We start from the raw sequence: 18,019 nt of genomic DNA on the forward strand, positions 1-18,019 counted from the left end.
TTCAAATCTCAACACGCGCATGAAATTTACATAAAGACTAAAACATTTCGGCAGATACGTTTTTACTGGTGTTTTGTTATAAATTAAGTAGTCTTAAGCTAATCGTTTCAATAAAAAATAATAAAATGCGAAATAATTCAAGTGACACCTCGGTCTTATCCGACATGAACACAAAACAAACACGATACGAGGCCTTGGTGAAGGCGCTACATGCTGACATATATCGTTATGCTGTGTGGTTAATAAAAGATAAGGCTATTGCTGAAGATGTAGTGCAAGAAACCTTTCTTAGGGCTTGGAAGTCCCTAGACTCTTTAAAAGATGAAGGGGCCGCTAAAGCATGGTTAATCACTATTTTACGCCGTGAAAATGCAAGACGTTTTGAGCGTAAACAGTTTGATACGGTCGATATTGACGACGTTGCAATTGAAGATACTGTTGCACATAGCGAAGATACAATGCAACAGCGAGAAATACGCAAAGCCATTGCTAGTTTAAGTGAAGAATATAGAGAACCCTTAACCATGCAAATCATTATGGGATTTAGTGGCGACGAGATTGCAGAACAACTCGACCTTAACAAGAACACGGTAATGACCCGTTTATTCAGAGCGCGAAATCAATTGAAAGAAATATTAAGCGCACAAATACAAATTGGGGAGACCATAAATGGATGATTTAAGTTTTAGAAAAGCTGTCTATGCTGATCCGTTTACAAAAGATCAGTCGGTGATTGAAGCTGCCCAACAAGATCCTAAAAAGAAGGCTTTTTGGGATGAGTTAAAAGAAATGGAAAAACAGTTGCAAGATGCAATGAACATTCCAGTGCCTGACAATTTAGCAGAACGTCTAATACTAAAACAATCACTCAAGCAACATGAAAAAACACAACAAAAACGGCCTTGGTATTTAGCGCTTGCTGCTTCGGTGCTGTTAGCAAGTGTTGTGTCTTTTAATATGTTAAGCGGAAGTGATGGTTCGAAATTTGAAAATGACGTTTTCGCACATATGGATCATGTAAGCTTAGAGCTGATGAAAAGCAGCGACGTTGATATGAATGCTGTCAATTCAAAACTCGCCAGTTTCAATGGCAGTGTTGATGAAAGTATTGGTAATATTGTATCTGCTAACTATTGCTACTTAGATAAAATTAAAAGCTTACATGTGATTATTCGTGGCGAAAGAGGATTAACATCTTTATTTATAGTGCCCGACTCCATCACTGCAAGCGTTAGCGACACATTTAGCAACGCTAGTTTTCAAGGAGCTGCATTTTTACTTGAATCTGCAAAGATAATAGTGATTGGTGACGACTCGCAATCGGTTGAAGATATTAAAGCCAGAGCAAAATCGTCGTTGCGCTTTTCTGCATAATATTTTCTGCATAATAGTGAAACTGCAACATAGCAAAGCGAGCTTAATCTTAAAAGCTCGCTAGTATTTGGACATCAGTTGATGTTTGGATATAAAAAACTTCCTGTCATTATAGAGTCCAACCATTTGGGGGTACACAAGCTGAAAGCTGCCTTGCCAAGATGACTTTGGTTTAGAATCACAAGTAAAAATGCTAAACTACGCCAAACAATAAAAGTTTAATAAAACGGCGGTAAACATGGAGTTTGGTACATATTTTTCACTCGCAATTTATTTTGTAGCGATGTTAGGCATAGGCCTGTATGCCTTTAAAACAAACGAAGAAAATGCGTCTGGATATTTGTTGGGCGGACGCAAACTAAGCGCCCCCGTCACTGCCCTCTCTGCAGGCGCATCTGACATGAGCGGATGGATGTTAATGGGTGTACCAGGGGCGATGTACGTTTCAGGGGCTTCATCGTTATGGATTGCGATTGGCTTATTGTTTGGGGCATGGCTAAATTATCTTATAGTTGCTCCACGATTACGTATTTTCACAGAAATCGCTAACGACTCAATTACCCTGCCTGATTATTTCGAAAATCGTTTCCAAGACAAAACTCGTATTTTGAGAGTATTAGCGTCTGTTGTCATCATCTTGTTTTTTACGCTTTATACTTCTTCAGGAGTCGTTGCCGGCGGTAAGCTATTTGAAAGCTCATTTGGACTTAGTTATGAGTTGGGTTTGTACATAACAGCAGGTGTTGTTGTCACTTACACCTTTTTTGGCGGGTTTATGGCAGTCTCATTAACAGACTTTATCCAAGGTATTTTAATGTTTGTTGCCTTAGTGCTAGTCCCTAGCGTTGTTGTATTTGAATTGGGAGGTATAAACGAGACATTAAGCAGTTTAGAACAAATAAATCCGCAACTATTATCTTTGTTTACCAACGCAAGCAGTGGTGAAGCACTTAGTTTCATCGCTATTATTTCGCTCTTGTCCTGGGGACTGGGTTATTTTGGTCAGCCACATATTATAGTTAGATTTATGGCTATAAATAGTGTTGCACAAATTCCAGCAGCGCGTCGAATTGGAATGACATGGATGCTAGTGTCTCTTATTGGCGCTGCAATGACCGGTTTATTTGGCTTAGCTTATGCAAGCAATAATGGAGTTTCGATTAACGACCCAGAAACCATTTTTATTGTGCTTTCGCAATTATTGTTCAATCCCTTTATCGGTGGTTTTTTGCTCGCCGCAATACTTGCCGCTATCATGAGTACTATTTCATCACAACTTTTGGTGACCTCCAGTTCTCTGACCCGCGATGTGTATGCTAGTTTCCTAAATAAAAATGCCAGTGATGCTCAACAAGTGCTAGTTGGAAGAGTATGTGTCATTATTGTCGCGGTAGTAGCAATTATTTTGGCGTTAGGTGAAAACAAAACAGTTTTATCGTTAGTCAGTAACGCTTGGGCCGGTTTTGGTGCTGCTTTTGGTCCATTAGTGATTATATCCTTACTATGGAAAAAAATGACTAAATTGAGTGCCATAGCAGGCATATTGGCAGGCACCATCACTGTTTTAGTTTGGATTTTCGTTCCCATAAATGAACAAGGCGAAACACTTTCTTCAATTATTTACGAAATAATCCCTGGGTTTTTAGTGTCTGCGGCCGTTATATTACTTGTAAGCAAAATTGTCCCTGAAAAACACAGCGACAATGACGTTTTGTTCGAACGATTTTTGCAAGTGCTTAATAACAAGTAAAAGGTAAAAGACCCAAAGACATGGCTTTTTTTGCAGCGCGACAACCCATTCTAAATGCCGATAAATCGCTTGTTGGTTACGAGTTACTATTTCGGACATCGAGTGATAATGTCTTTCCCGACATGGACCAAGAAAAAGCCACCTCCAAAATGATTGAAGGTCTGCAATTTGATCTGGGGCTTGATAAACTATCTTCAGGCAAACAAGCCTTTATTAACTTTACCGAACAATCAATATTACGCAGTTATCCGAGTATGTTGCCTGCAGATAAAGTGGTCATTGAAGTGCTCGAAGATGTAAGACCCACGCGCGCAATTTTTGAAGAACTTAAGCATTTACATGAACAAGGATATACCATTGCGCTTGACGATTTTATCCATGGCGAAAAATGGGAACCTTTTTATAAAATATGCACCATTATTAAAATTGATTGCCAAGAAATCAGTGCTGATGAACTCCAGAATATTACTGAATTAAAAGCTCGACATCCACATTTAAGACTACTAGCAGAAAAAGTCGAAAATTACGAAGAATTTAAGCAATATAAAAAGCTTGGCTTTGAGTTATTTCAAGGCTATTTTTTTAGCAAGCCAGAAGTCATAAAAAGCGTTCGTCTTAGCACAAACCAGAGTACGTTAGCATCGTTGCTGAATGAAATCCAACAACCAGATATCAGTTTCAATAAAATCACCAGCCTGATTGAAAAAGACGTTGGCTTGTCATTTAAACTGCTGCGTTATACGCAGTCACCTGTGTATCAACGTAGTAAAAAGATAGAAAATATTAAACAAGCCGTTATCTTATTAGGCAAATCCGAATTAGAACGCTTTGTCACGCTGATGTTTGCGGCAACTGTTGCTGTTGGAAAACCCGAAGCATTATTAAAGTTGGCCCTACATAGAGCTAAATTTTGTGAATTGGTGGCGAATAATATGTCAACAAATGGGGATTCTGCTAGTGCTTTCTTAGTTGGTATGCTTTCGCTTATCGATGCCATGTTAGACTCCGAAATACACGAGCTTTTAAACAACATGCCTCTTTCAAATAACATTCATCAAGCATTAATTGAAAAAAAGGGGTATTTAGCACTATTGGTAGAATTAAGTCGCCACTTAGAAATGGGAAATTGGCAGCAAGTAGACATAGCAGCGAAGAGCCTAGACTTGAATCCTTCTGATTTAATGACTTGCTTTGAAAATGCGGCTGATTGGGCTGAACAACATATTTCAATGGTATAACAAATACCATCCCTCCCCCTTCCGCGGCCTTGCCAATCTTTTGTAATACTGACATATATTAGAATGTTCTAATCACCATTTTTTTAGTAATTAGTAATATCCAATTTTCATAATTCCTTTAATCAGAGTGTGTTATATTTTATCTTAATTGAAATAACACCTTAGTTTGAAGGTAGACGATATTATGTCTCTTGATTCATCTCATAGCATCACCCACTTAAAACAACTTGAAGCTGAAAGCATCCATATATTTAGAGAGGTCGCGGCAGAATTTGAAAACCCGGTAATGTTATATTCTGTTGGTAAAGATTCATCAGTATTGTTGCACTTGGCTAGAAAAGCATTTGCACCCGGTAAAATACCATTTCCATTGTTGCATGTTGATACCAAGTGGAAATTTAAAGAGATGATCCAGTTCAGAGATCGCATTGCAAAAGAATATAATTTGAACTTGATAGTGCATACAAATCAAGAAGGTTTGGACCAAGGGGTTGGCCCATTTTCGGTTGGTAGCGCAAAGCATACCGACATTATGAAAACCGTTGCGCTAAAACAGGCATTAGATAAATACAAATTCGATGCCGCGTTTGGCGGGGCCAGACGCGATGAAGAAAAATCGCGAGCAAAAGAAAGAGTTTATTCTTTTCGCGATGAGAATCACCGATGGGATCCAAAAAACCAGCGACCTGAACTTTGGAATATTTATAACTCACAAATCAATAAAGGCGAAAGTATCAGAGTTTTTCCCATGTCAAATTGGACTGAGCTTGATATTTGGCAATATATTTATTTAGAAAATATAGATATACCTAGTTTGTATCTCGCAAAACCAAGACCCGTGGTAGAAAGGGATGGCGTCTTAATAATGGTCGATGACGAACGCATGCCACTTGATGAGGGAGAAATTCCGCAAATGAAATCAGTGAGGTTCCGCACGCTCGGGTGCTATCCTCTTACAGGGGCTGTTGAATCTGAAGCCGATACATTACCTGAAGTCATTCAAGAAATGTTGTTAACTAAAACGTCTGAGCGCCAAGGTAGAGTAATTGACCACGATTCTTCAGGCTCTATGGAGAAGAAGAAAATGGAAGGATATTTCTAATGTCAAATAATCTTACATGGCACCAACATACGGTAAATAAGCAAGCTCGTGCAAAAAAATTGAAACAAAAACCAAGTGTTATTTGGTTAACCGGTTTGTCGGGTTCAGGCAAGTCAACTATTGCCAGTTTACTTGAAAAACGACTGTTTGAAGCTAATCACACAACGTACTTACTGGATGGCGATAATGTGCGCCATGGGTTGTGTGGTGATCTAGGTTTTGACGATAAAGCCAGAGTCGAAAATATTCGACGTATTAGTGAAGTTAGCAAATTATTCGTTGACGCCGGTCAAATCGTGATTACCGCTTTTATTTCACCTTTCAAGGCTGACCGTGATTATTGCCGTTCGCTACTAGAAAGTGGTGAATTTGCAGAAGTATTTGTTGATACTCCCCTCGAAATTTGCGAACAACGTGATCCAAAGGGTTTGTATAAAAAAGCGCGCAGCGGTGATATTAAAAATTTTACTGGGATTGATTCGGCGTACGAGTCACCAATTTCACCTGAAATTCGCTTAAATTATATTGATGAAACTCCTCCTGAAACAGCCGAGCGCTTGTATCAGCAATTAGTTGAAAAGGGATATATATAGTGAGCCCTTTTGATTTAAATGAAAAAAATATTAATATCCTGACAGACATTGCAATTGAAGCAGGTCATAAGATATTGGCCATCTACAAAAAAGATTTTGATGTATATAAAAAAGACGACTCAAGTCCTCTTACAGAAGCTGATTTGGCAGCCCATCACTATATTGTTGAACAACTTCAAAATATATCTAACTTACCAATTTTGTCAGAAGAAGCCAGTGATATTGACTGGGAAACTAGAAAAGCTTGGACAACATATTGGCTACTAGATCCATTAGACGGAACAAAAGAGTTCATTAAAAAGAATGGGGAATTCACCGTTAATATTGCGCTTGTTCAAAATGGCGAACCTATTTTTGGTGTTGTTCATGCACCAGCACTAGCCACAACATATTTTGGTGGTAACGGCATTGGCGCTTTTGAGCTTAAAAATGGGCATACAAATTCTATTGCCGTCGTCAGTCATCAACCGAACGAAATTTGGCGCGTTGTAGGCAGCCGCTCTCATCAAAGCTCAGAAATTGAAAAAATTCTAACGGCATTGCCCGGCGAAACTGAGTTAGTCGCTATGGGTAGTTCTTTAAAATTGTGTTGTGTTGCCAGTGGCAAAGCCCATTTATACCCACGTGTTGGCCCAACAAGTGAATGGGACACAGCAGCTGCGCATGCAGTTGTATTGGGCGCTGGCGGAACCGTTAAGGTATTAGATCCAGACAAGCCTTTTGACGCCAAGGCTAGCACTTTACGCTACAACCAAAAAGAATCCTTATTAAACCCTTTTTTCATGGTAAGCAATTGAAATGTTTAATGAAACCGAACTACTAAAAACTGACATTCACGAGTACCTAGCAGCACATGAGCGAAAAGATCTCATGCGATTTTTAACTTGTGGCAGTGTGGATGACGGCAAAAGTACTCTTATAGGCCGTTTATTACACGATTCAAAAATGATCTACGAAGACCAACTTGCTGCCATCACAAAAGACAGTAAAAAAGTGGGAACAACGGGTGAAAAAGTTGACTTGGCCCTGCTAGTTGACGGCTTGCAATCTGAACGAGAACAAGGCATTACGATAGACGTCGCCTACCGTTATTTTAGTACTGACAAACGTAAATTTATCATAGCCGACACGCCAGGTCATGAGCAATATACTCGAAATATGGTGACGGGTGCGTCAACGTGTGATTTAGCAATATTAATGGTTGATGCACGTGAAGGTTTAAAAACACAAACTAAACGCCACTCTTTTCTTGCTTCCTTACTCGGCATCAAGCATGCAATTGTAGCGATAAACAAAATGGACTTAATGGACTATAGCCAAAATGTTTACGAAACTATCAGAGCAGATTTTCTTCATTTCTCAAAACAATTAACGATACCGGATATTCGTTTTATTCCAATATCGGCCCTGGAGGGCGATAACGTGGTTAACAAGAGCGATAAGACCCCCTGGTATGTTGGCCCAACTCTAATGGAAACATTAGAAACCATAGAAATTAGCCATCATAAAAATGATGATTTTAGACTTCCTGTTCAGTATGTAAGTCGTCCTAATCTTAACTTCAGGGGATTTGCAGGCACCATTGTTTCAGGAGAAATAACAAAAGGCGACAAAGTTGTCGCTTTGCCATCGGGTAAGTCTTCAACCGTCAAAGGTATTCATGTATTTGAAGGTGAATTGGAACAAAGCAATGCACCATATGCTGTCACACTGACTTTAGAAGACGAAATAGACATATCACGCGGCGACATGATTGTGAAAGCAGACAATCTGCCACTCACCAGCAGCAGTTATAAATCACATTTAGTATGGATGTCGGAAGACGCATTAATCCCTAATAAACAATATAGCTTCAAATTTGCTTCAAAAACTATCTCTGGCAGCGTAGCGAATCTAGATTGTAAAATTGATGTCAATTCACTGGAACAAACAAAAGCTGTACATTTAAATCTAAATGAAATTGGTATTGTAGATATAAAACTCACTCAAAATGTGGCGGCAGACCCATATGCTAAAAATCGCACAACGGGTGCTTTTGTTATTATTGATAGGATGAGCAACGGCACAGTCGGTGCAGGTATGATTATGAATGCCAATAAAAATTCTAACCCAAATACTCAATATTCAGAATTTGAACTTGAATTTAATGCACTCGTAAGAAAACATTTTCCGCATTGGCAAGCGATAGACTTGAACAGGTAACTTGTCCAATTTAACTGTACTAACATTATACTGATACTAAAAGAGTTTTTAACATTTTGAATATTGATCAATTGCTTGTCATGTTGGTATTTCTTTGCACCGTGATGAGTTTAATTTTTAGCAAAAAAAGGCCCGCGAGCATTTTTGCCATGAGCATGCTCGCCCTTGTTATTTTGCAACAAATTACTGTTGACTCTATATTGAACAATCTTACAAACAATGGTTTGGTAGTACTCGTATTACTTTTACTAGTGAGTCATTCAATCGACAAAACCACCTTTATTGTTAGGTTAGGTCAAGCGATTGTCGCCCGTTCTTACACTAAAAGCTTCTGGCGTTTATTTACCGTTACTTTTGGTGCATCAGCATTATTGAACAATACTGCTGTGGTCGCCAGCTTAATAACGCCGTTAAAACACAATCAATATCATCCAGCCTCAAAGCTACTTATACCCTTGTCTTATGCCGCAATTTTAGGTGGTACCGTAACGCTTATCGGTACTTCAACCAATCTAATTGTTGACAGTTTTTTACTCGACCATGGGCATGCAGGTTTTAACTTTTTTGATTTTACACTGTTTGGGCTCACTGCCGGACTTGGTTGTGGTTTATTGTTGTTTTTGTTGAGCCCTTTTTTACCTGCATTAAAAAGTGGTGAGCAAGAAATAAAATCTTATATGCTAGAAGCTGAAGTGGAGCTTGATTCGCCATTGATTGGAAAAAGTGTCGAACAAAACCATCTGCGAAATTTACCAGAATTATTTTTGTTAGAAATTGTCCGCCAAGGCAAGTCGATAACACCTGTATCACCCGACGATATTATTCAAAAAGGAGATAAACTGGTTTTCAGTGGTAATGCACAAAAGCTTGACACACTCGAACATATAAATGGTTTATCCACGTTTGCGCAAACATCAGGATTATTGAGTAATAATTTAACTGAAGTCATTATCTCAAATCGTGCAACTATCCAAGGAAAAACACTTAAGCAAGTCGGTTTTAGAGCCTTATTTGACGCCGCAGTAGTCGCAATAAGAAGAGACGGCGAGGCGATATCGGGCAAACTGGGTGAGTTGACTTTGCAAGCCGGTGACTTTTTGGTGCTTGCGACAGGCAATGATTTTGCGGGAAGGGAAAATCTTAAAAAAAACTTCTTTATCGTTTCTGAGCATAAAATCAAAAGAAAACTGACTCAGCTGCAAGAACGTTTAACTTTGCTCGGCTTTTTGTTAGTTATTGCGCTTGCCGCTAGCCAAATATTGCCTCTTGCGACAGGGTTATTATTTTATATCGCGACACTAACCGTCATGAAAATTTCTTCCTTAACTGAGATTAAACGAAACCTGCCTCTAAATTTAATTATCGTAATAGTAGGAGCCTTGAGCCTAGCTAATGCCCTTGAGAGTTCTGGATTGATTGCAATGGCAACCTCATATTTTTTGCCATTTCTTGCGCAATTCTCCCCTTCTTACGCACCGATTTTTGCACTAATATTGATATACTTTTTAACCGTTTTGCTCACTGAGTTTGTGACCAACAATGCGGCAGCAGCGCTAATGTTTCCTTTTGTTTATGGCTTTGTTACTGCCATGCAATTGCCTATCATGCCATACGCCCTTGCACTAGCATTTGCTGCTAGCGCTAGCTTTATTTCTCCATATGGCTATCAAACAAATCTATTGGTATTTAGTGCGTCAGAATACCGTTTTTCTCATTTTGCAAAAATAGGTGCTCCTATATCACTATGTTTCGCAATCATTGTACTGAGTATGCTAGTCTGGGTTTATTTTTAAACAAGTAAATTAGACCTTTAGGTTTAAACACATATGCAAAAACATATCGTATTGACATGGGAACTGGGAGCAGGATACGGCCATATTATGGGTTTCACACCCCTTATTAATGTATGGTTAGAACGAGGCTACAAGGTGTCTTTGATATCTCGCAATACCGTAACAGCCGGTAATTTGCTGCGAGACCATCCAGTTAGCATATTGCAAGCACCACTTTATTCTCGTGAAGTCGCAAATAAAGTCGATTTGACACTTACCTATGCTGATATTATTTATAATCTAGGATACGCTCGCACACAAGACCTCGTTAGTTTGTCGAATGCGTGGATAAATTTATTTAGTTTAATTAAACCTGACCTAATTATAGCTGACCACAGTCCAAGCGCAGTTTTAGCAGCAAGGTGTTTAGATATAAAAACAGTAACATATGGCACTGGTTTTTGTATCCCACCTGATGTTTCACCTATGCCGACCTTTCAAGTCGTCACAGCAGCCCAACAGGCCGATTGCAATGAAAGAGAGCAAAAAACTTTACAAAACCTAAATACAGTGCTTGGTAGTCATAAAAAGGAGTCACTAGAGCGCGTTTCACAATTGTTTTCAGCGAGTTTAAATTTTATTTGTTCATTACCAGAAGTAGACCACTATGGAAAAGTGCGAACGCTACCGGCCGAAGAATATGCAGGACCTCGTTTTGACGCTCAAAAAGGTGTAAAAGCAGATTTCCCCAAACATAAAACTAAAAAGAATATTTTCGCTTATATAAAAGAGAATGCACCTAATTTCCATGCTTTGCTAAACGCCTTAATCGAAAGCAAACAAATTTGTATCATGCACGTTCCAGATCCGAGTCATGCAGTCGTAAACTTATGTGCAAAACATCCACATCTGCACTTATATTCTGACCCTGTGCAAGTAGAGCATGTTTTAAAAAATGCTGACATGGCAATATGTCATGGAGGCCATGGCTTAGTTTTAGCAGGCTTGTTAGCAGGCAAACCAATGTTACTGTTACCCACTCAACTAGAACAATCGTTACTAACAAAAAGACTCAGCGAGCAAAAAATATGTGCCGCAATTAACCCAAGAGACACTAAAGCTAATTATTTAGCTGGTATTAGATTTACAATAGAAAACCCTATATTGCGTGAAAATGTGCAAAATTTTGCAAAAAAATACTCGCAACTTTCAAACGAAAGCGCAATGTCTATAATCGTTGATAAATGCGAGTCTTTTATTGTTTAAGTTGAATACAACAATGTATTCAAGATACCTTTAATCCAGCTTACACTTGGTCGTGAAAAATACCACTCTATTTAACTTTACGACGACTCATTCCTGCCGCCCCAACCAATGCTAAACCAAACAGCGCTATTGTACCCGGGGTATTAACAACATTTGCTGGCGTTGCGGTAAAGATATTTGCAGAAAACTGGTTAAATCCATTTGGGTCACCAAATTGCGTTCGACCGTCTACAATAAAAGCATCGTTAAAAAAGACCAAAGGATCATCTAGCGACATTGTGCTAGTAGCCGTTACTGAATAAATAAGGTCAAACGTTTGCCCCGCAGCAATTAAACCAAGGTCAATATTGAATGATTGCGAGCCCCAGCCAAAGAAACCACCGCCATTGTATGTGCCCAGGGATTGGGTGCCGCTTTCGTCAAAACTAAGCTCGTTATTATCGATAGTAAGTGATGCTTCCGAACTCCATACAACATTGCCGTCAAGCGTAATATTAGCTTCGTATAAAGAGGCTGCATTTAGGCGTGAGGAACAATTTACTGGCTGCGGGTCAACCGCCAACACGTTCGAAGTTGCTGTGGCAATTGGAAAATCGAAATCTGGGCGATCATTTCCATCTCCATAACCGTCGCCGTATCCGTCATCACAGAACACTGAAATTGATCCGTTCATTACATTGAAATCAAAATCAAAAAACGAATCATCACCTTCGTTTGTAACGCTATAGCTCTGAGTTACGCTAGATACGTGTGATGCTGAAATACCAGAAGCTGACGCTGTTGTATAAAACCAACCTGCATCGTTACCTCGAGCAGAACCACTTGCGAAATTACCGTTATCATTTGCACTCGAGAAAGAGTTCACTGAAACAGCACTTGAATCGCTATCGGAGTCTGAATCAGAGCCTGCTGAACTATTTGTACTTGAGTCAAGCCCTAATGTTATTGTGTTTGCATGAACGCTTCCTACCGCTCCTAAACTGAGTGCGATTAAAGCGGCGAGTTTTGTTTTGTTTTGCATAATATGTCCCTCATTACTTTATAATTTTACGCTTCCATTTTCATGGTGTATATCATGACTGCTTTTACATGGCAAAATCATATCAAGCAAAAAATATTCCTTTATTTTTATATTAATATTTTCATATAGTTAACTAATGATGTATTTTGAATGTGAAAAATTTGTAAAAATTCTTGACAGTATTGAGAACAAGAAGAAACATGCTATCCAATCTCTCAAATGCTTACTTTGACCAAGTAACAAAAGCATCATTTATGATAGTTATAAAATATTCCATTCTATATATTGATAATAACACCAACTTTCTATACTATTTGCGGCGTTGAACACAATATCGCGAATTTTCGGAAATATGAATAATATAACAAATTTTAATCATCACCATCATTTAAGCACTTAGCCTTTCAGGACTGTGCTTGGAAGGTTGCACCCTTCCATTGGCGTTGAATATAATTTGAAGCCCTCGGAAGGAAACTTTCGGGGGTTTTTCCTTTTTAAAAGCCCTTAGATGAACCCAAAAATAAGTAGACTAGACGTATGATAACGTCAAACATTTAGGAAGAAGTATGAGCAATAGTAATCGACTCCGCATTGCGGTGCAAAAATCTGGTCGTTTGAGTGATGACAGCATCGCACTTTTAAAAGCCATAGGTATTAAACTTCAAATCAGAGATCGTCTTTTAATTGCTCATAGCACAAACCAAGATATAGACTTGCTGCGCGTTAGAGATGATGATATTCCGGGTCTAGTCATGGACGGTGTGGCCGACTTGGGTTTTATTGGAGAAAATGAGTTAGAAGAAAAGATGCTTGAACGACAGTCCGCTAATAAGACAGCGAGTTTTATTACTTTACGTCGACTTGACTATGGTGGTTGTCGTTTGTCTATTGCCGTCCCTAACGAATTTAATTACCAATCACTCGCCTCTTTAGAAGGTAAAAAAGTTGCCACGACTTATCCATATTTATTAGAGCGCTTTTTTAAAGATAAAGGCATCAACGCCCAAGCGGTAATGCTAACAGGCTCGGTCGAAGTTGCCCCGCGTGCCGGTGTAGCCGATGCGATATGCGATCTCGTATCAACGGGCGCAACACTAGAAGCAAACGGACTAACTGAAAAAGATGAGGTCTTTGTTTCAAAAGCAGTGTTGATTCAAAAGTCCGGAGCTTTGTCAGAAGAAAAACAAGCCTTGATAGCACGATTGTTGCCGCGTATGGATGGCGTGTTGCAAGCAAAAGAAAGCAAATACATCATGCTACATGCACCAAAAGAATACTTAGAACAAGTAAAATCTTTATTGCCCGGCGTCGAAAACCCAACCGTATTACCTCTATCTGGTATAGACAATCGAGTCGCGGTACACGTGGTGAGTTCAGAAACTCTTTTTTGGGAAACAATGGAAAAACTAAAAGCAATAGGCTGCAGTTCTATTCTTGTGTTACCCATTGAAAAAATGATGGCATAAAACAATGAAGCTACCCAGTCCTATTTTTTGGCAAAAATCCTCGGCAAGCGAGCGCGAAAACGCCCTTGCTCGTCCAGCTTTGGCTGATTCAGCGAGCGTTAAAAAAGCTGTTAGTCTTATTCTCAGTGAAGTGAGGTCAGAAGGTGATGTCGCGATTTGCCGCTTAACCGAAAAATTTGACCAAGTCAGGTTGACTCATTTAAAACTCGAACAAAATCAAATTACAGAAATTGCATCTACGACACCGGCTAATGTCAAAACCGCTATTGATTTGGCTTATGATAATATACACCGTTTCCATGCCGCGCAATTTCCTAAAGATATTAAGATAGAAACCCAACCTGGGGTCCTATGCGAACAAAAGCATTCAGCACTTGAAAAGGTAGGCTTGTATATTCCAGGAGGCACAGCACCTCTGCCGTCAACGGTATTGATGCTAGGTGTATCCGCACAGGTGGCTGGCTGCGACAGGAAAATCCTGTGTACACCGCCTTCATCCGAAGGGAGAATTGCCGCTGAAATATTATATGCGGCACAAAAATGCGGTATCACTGAAGTATTTATGTGCGGTGGCGCGCAAGCCATTGCTGGAATGGCTTATGGAACCCAAAGCATCCCCAAAGTCGACAAAATATTTGGACCGGGTAACAGCTTTGTGACTGAAGCTAAGCAACAAGTTAGTCAACAAGCTTTTGGTGCGGCTATTGATATGCCTGCTGGTCCCTCCGAAGTGTTAGTATTAGCTGATAAACATGCCAACCAAGCTTTTGTTGCTGCTGATTTACTATCGCAAGCTGAACATGGTAGCGATTCTCAAGCGATATTAGTTTGCGACGACGGCGAATGGACGTTATCAGTACAGGCGGAAATTAATAAACAACTTGCCATGTTGAACCGCAAATCAATTGCTGAAAAAGCCATGAACAATAGCCGCTTTATTGTGACTGATGACATAGAACAAGCAATAGATGTTACCAATTTGTATGCCGCAGAACATTTAATTATTCAAACCAAAGATGCCGAGCATATTGGCAATAAAGTGAAAAATGCGGGTTCAATATTTGTTGGACCGTACTCGCCTGAATCAGCGGGTGACTACGCTAGTGGTACTAACCATGTTTTGCCTACCTATGGCTTTGCGCGCAATTATTCTAGTCTCGGCTTACTTGATTTTATGCGCAGATACACTGTGCAAACTATTAGCCAACAAGGCTTAGTCAATATTTCTAGTGCTATTGTCAATTTAGCGATGGCAGAAGGCTTAGATGCGCATGCAAATGCAGTGAGTATTCGCTTAAAACAGGATGCTAATAATGTCTAAACTCAAGGCTTCACAAACTAACCAAGTATTCGAAAATACTCACGATGGAAACTGGTTAAGTAGCTTATGCAATGATCATGTAAATAAGCTAACGCCATACGAATCCGCTCGCCGGCTATTTTCAGCCAGTGAAGACGCATCCAATAGTGGACAAACTAAGGTCTGGCTAAATGCGAATGAAGCACCTGAATCTGAGCACTATACACTCAATAGTGATCTATTGAATCGCTATCCAGACTGTCAACCAGATGATGTTTTGCTTGCTTATAGTCAGTACTCAAATTCGTTTTTTAATGTCAGCAATATAAGCAAAGACAATATTGTTATTACACGCGGGGCTGATGAGGGCATTGAACTGCTCATCAGGGCTTTTTGCAAACCCAATTCAGACGCTATTTTAATATGCCCACCAACTTATGGTATGTATAAAATAAGTGCTGATACTTTTGCTGTTAATACACTCAAAGTTCCACTACTTGAAAACAGTATAAAAGAAAGTAAATCTAGTAAAATAGAGAATGATTTTTCACTCGATACTAGTGGCATAGTTAACACATTACAAAGCTCTTCAAATGTTAAGCTTGTATTTTTATGCTCTCCTAACAATCCAACAGGTACCTTGATCAACGAATCAGACCTTGTCACTATTTTACAAGCTAGCAGTAAGAATTGTATTGTTGTAGTTGACGAAGCGTACATCGAATTTAGTGTTTGTAGCAGCAAGCAAAAACTTCTAAATCAATTCGATAATTTGGTTATTCTAAGAACGCTTTCCAAAGCCTATGCTCTCGCCGGTATTCGCTGTGGCTTTGTGCTTTGTTCAGAAGCAATTAAAACGATATTGTTGAAAGTAATCGCACCCTATCCTGTGCCCGGCCCTGTTGCACAAATAGCGGCTCAAGCACTCAGCCAATCGACTCGTGATGTTATGCTTAACCGGGTACAATCACTCAAGTCAGAATTAGATAAAATGACAAAGGCCTTACAAAGCATTGATCAGGTTGAACTAGTGGGTAAGCAGTGTGGCAATTTCGTTTTGTTTAGAAGTGATAACAATAAACAATTAATGCTGTTTTTAGTGGAAAATCGTATGCTTATACGCGACCAATCAAAGCAGTTATTACTTAATAATTGTTTAAGAATAACAGTTGGTACACCAACTCAAAATCAACAACTACTAGCACTCATTAAGACGTTTTTTAACCAAATTCAAAAAGAGGCCAATTCATGAGCCAACAAGCAATATTATTTATCGATAGAGATGGTACCTTGGTCGAAGAGCCTCCCATCGATAAACAACTAGATAGTCTCGAAAAACTAGTATTTGAACCGAAGGTTATTCCCAACCTATTAGCACTTCAACAATCAGGGTATTCTTTAGTGATGGTATCTAATCAAGATGGATTGGGCACAAATAGCTTCCCACAAAAAGATTTTGAGACGCCTCACAATGCAATGATGGCGATATTTGAGTCACAAGGTGTGAAGTTTGATGAGGTATTAATATGTCCCCACTTTGATAGTGACCAGTGCAGTTGTCGCAAGCCTAAATTGGGTCTAGTTAGTGACTATTTGCAAAAAGGTAAAGTAGATTTCCAGCGCTCCTGTGTTATTGGCGATCGTGACACTGATATTCAATTAGCCAATAATATGGGAATTAAAGGTATCAAATACGGCCCTAAAGATAATAATTGGGATGCCATTACAAAATTATTAACGCAGTCTCCACGTATTGCTGAAGTCATTCGCAAAACGTCAGAGACTCAAATTAGCGTCACAGTGAATCTAGACAGTCAAAACAAGTCAGATATTCATACTGGCATAGGGTTTTTTGATCATATGCTAGACCAAATTGCTACTCATGCTGGTTTTTACTTAAATTTACAAGTCGTTGGTGACCTTCATATAGACGACCATCATAGTGTCGAAGATACCGCATTAGCGCTGGGTGAAGCACTTAAGAAAGCCCTTGGAGATAAGCGAGGCATTGCAAGATTTGGCTTTGCATTACCTATGGATGAATGCAGGGCCGAATGTTTGATAGATATTTCAAATCGACCACATTTGCAGTTTAACGCTGATTTTACGCGTGAAAAAGTTGGTGAAATGGCGACAGAAATGGTCTCGCACTTTTTTTATTCTATTGCTCAGTCAATGGGTCTGTCATTACATTTGTCTACTACCGAAGGCAACGCCCACCATCAAGTAGAGAGCCTATTTAAAGTGTTTGGACGCGCACTTCGACAAGCAATCAATAAACAAGGTGATGTATTACCGAGCTCTAAAGGAGCCCTTTAAATGTCGCAAGCTGCTCTAACTATTGTGGATACTGGTTGTGCTAATATTGCTTCTGTCAAATTTGCGGTAGAACGTTTAGGTATTATAGCTGAGGTATCTGACGACATAAGGGTCATAGCCAAGTCTCAACGAGTTATCTTACCTGGTGTAGGTAGCGCTCCTGCTGCAATGAAAAGTATTCACGCGAAAAATCTTAAAGACTGTTTGTTAAATCTAACTCAGCCCGTTTTAGGTGTTTGTTTAGGCATGCAACTAATGGTAGAGGAGTCGCAAGAATGTGACTTGGGCAAAAATGAAAATACTCAAGGGCTAGGATTAATGCCGGGTACGGTCGAAAAAATGCAAGTTGGACAACTACGTTTGCCACATATGGGGTGGAATAAAGTTCATAGTATTAACAGTAATGCACTGTTTGATGGTATAGATGATGGCGCTTATTTTTATTTTGTGCATGGCTACGCAGTGCCAGAATATGAATATACCCTTGCAGTAAGTGAGTATGCCAAACCTTTCTCTGCCGCAATCAATAAAGACAATTTCTTTGGTGTACAGTTTCATCCAGAACGAAGCTCCGACGCCGGTGCACAATTATTAAAAAACTTTTCTAGGTTATAAG

Annotated in this window: 16 protein-coding genes; 15 read left to right on the top strand and 1 reads right to left on the bottom strand. The window is 39.4% G+C overall.

What is annotated here, in order from left to right:
* Positions 1 to 164 precede the first annotated feature (164 nt).
* From RM552_RS07720 to RM552_RS07765, 10 genes are all read left to right on the top strand, one after another.
* A complete protein-coding gene (locus RM552_RS07720; RefSeq protein WP_432277185.1) occupies positions 165 to 677 on the top strand; it encodes a sigma-70 family RNA polymerase sigma factor in 513 nt (170 codons plus the stop codon).
* Positions 670 to 1,374: a DUF3379 family protein gene (locus RM552_RS07725; protein ID WP_311368183.1), complete on the top strand. Its 705-nt coding sequence runs from the start codon at positions 670 to 672 to the stop codon at positions 1,372 to 1,374. The genes RM552_RS07720 and RM552_RS07725 overlap by 8 nt, the downstream gene beginning before the upstream one ends.
* Positions 1,375 to 1,612: 238 nt before the next feature.
* On the top strand, positions 1,613 to 3,124 hold the full coding sequence (putP, locus tag RM552_RS07730) for a sodium/proline symporter PutP (RefSeq protein WP_311368184.1): 1,512 nt from the start codon (positions 1,613 to 1,615) through the stop codon (positions 3,122 to 3,124).
* A 20-nt stretch (positions 3,125 to 3,144) separates the two neighbouring features.
* On the top strand, positions 3,145 to 4,362 hold the full coding sequence (locus RM552_RS07735) for an EAL and HDOD domain-containing protein (RefSeq protein ID WP_311368185.1): 1,218 nt from the start codon (positions 3,145 to 3,147) through the stop codon (positions 4,360 to 4,362).
* A gap of 184 nt (positions 4,363 to 4,546) precedes the next feature.
* Positions 4,547 to 5,464 (top strand): sulfate adenylyltransferase subunit CysD, encoded by a 918-nt coding sequence (gene cysD / locus RM552_RS07740; protein WP_311368186.1) that lies wholly within the window; start codon positions 4,547 to 4,549, stop codon positions 5,462 to 5,464.
* Positions 5,464 to 6,057 carry an adenylyl-sulfate kinase gene (gene cysC / locus RM552_RS07745; RefSeq protein ID WP_311368187.1) on the top strand — a complete coding sequence of 198 codons (594 nt, stop codon included), beginning with the start codon at positions 5,464 to 5,466 and terminating at the stop codon, positions 6,055 to 6,057. Before cysD ends, cysC begins: the two co-directional genes overlap by 1 nt.
* Positions 6,057 to 6,854 carry a 3'(2'),5'-bisphosphate nucleotidase CysQ gene (gene cysQ, locus RM552_RS07750; protein ID WP_311368188.1) on the top strand — a complete coding sequence of 266 codons (798 nt, stop codon included), beginning with the start codon at positions 6,057 to 6,059 and terminating at the stop codon, positions 6,852 to 6,854. Before cysC ends, cysQ begins: the two co-directional genes overlap by 1 nt.
* Before the next feature lies 1 nt (position 6,855).
* Positions 6,856 to 8,259, top strand: coding sequence for a sulfate adenylyltransferase subunit CysN (gene cysN / locus RM552_RS07755; RefSeq protein WP_311368189.1), 1,404 nt, complete (start codon positions 6,856 to 6,858; stop codon positions 8,257 to 8,259).
* A 56-nt stretch (positions 8,260 to 8,315) separates the two neighbouring features.
* The gene (locus tag RM552_RS07760; protein WP_311368190.1) at positions 8,316 to 10,052 is read left to right on the top strand and encodes an SLC13 family permease; all 1,737 of its coding nucleotides are present in this window, start codon (positions 8,316 to 8,318) and stop codon (positions 10,050 to 10,052) included.
* 33 nt (positions 10,053 to 10,085) lie between these two features.
* Positions 10,086 to 11,297 (top strand): glycosyltransferase, encoded by a 1,212-nt coding sequence (locus RM552_RS07765; RefSeq protein WP_311368191.1) that lies wholly within the window; start codon positions 10,086 to 10,088, stop codon positions 11,295 to 11,297.
* A gap of 67 nt (positions 11,298 to 11,364) precedes the next feature.
* On the opposite strand, the gene RM552_RS07770 is transcribed toward RM552_RS07765, so the two are convergent.
* Positions 11,365 to 12,318 carry a hypothetical protein gene (locus tag RM552_RS07770; protein WP_311368192.1) on the bottom strand — a complete coding sequence of 318 codons (954 nt, stop codon included), beginning with the start codon at positions 12,316 to 12,318 and terminating at the stop codon, positions 11,365 to 11,367.
* 566 nt (positions 12,319 to 12,884) lie between these two features.
* On the opposite strand from RM552_RS07770, the gene hisG reads away from it, so the two are divergent.
* The 5 genes from hisG to hisH are packed head-to-tail and all read left to right on the top strand — an operon-like array spanning position 12,885 to position 18,018.
* Positions 12,885 to 13,784, top strand: coding sequence for an ATP phosphoribosyltransferase (gene hisG / locus RM552_RS07775; protein ID WP_311368193.1), 900 nt, complete (start codon positions 12,885 to 12,887; stop codon positions 13,782 to 13,784).
* 4 nt (positions 13,785 to 13,788) lie between these two features.
* On the top strand, positions 13,789 to 15,105 hold the full coding sequence (gene hisD, locus RM552_RS07780; RefSeq protein WP_311368194.1) for a histidinol dehydrogenase: 1,317 nt from the start codon (positions 13,789 to 13,791) through the stop codon (positions 15,103 to 15,105).
* The gene (gene hisC, locus RM552_RS07785) at positions 15,098 to 16,336 is read left to right on the top strand and encodes a histidinol-phosphate transaminase (RefSeq protein WP_311368195.1); all 1,239 of its coding nucleotides are present in this window, start codon (positions 15,098 to 15,100) and stop codon (positions 16,334 to 16,336) included. The genes hisD and hisC overlap by 8 nt, the downstream gene beginning before the upstream one ends.
* Complete coding sequence (hisB, locus tag RM552_RS07790; protein ID WP_311368196.1) at positions 16,333 to 17,403, top strand: bifunctional histidinol-phosphatase/imidazoleglycerol-phosphate dehydratase HisB; 1,071 nt, start codon at positions 16,333 to 16,335, stop codon at positions 17,401 to 17,403. The genes hisC and hisB overlap by 4 nt, the downstream gene beginning before the upstream one ends.
* On the top strand, positions 17,404 to 18,018 hold the full coding sequence (gene hisH / locus RM552_RS07795) for an imidazole glycerol phosphate synthase subunit HisH (protein ID WP_311368197.1): 615 nt from the start codon (positions 17,404 to 17,406) through the stop codon (positions 18,016 to 18,018). It begins immediately after the preceding gene.
* The last annotated feature ends 1 nt before the right edge of the window (position 18,019 follow it).

It is taken from the genome of Glaciecola petra (assembly GCF_031846345.1).
Lineage (GTDB): Bacteria > Pseudomonadota > Gammaproteobacteria > Enterobacterales > Alteromonadaceae > Glaciecola > Glaciecola petra.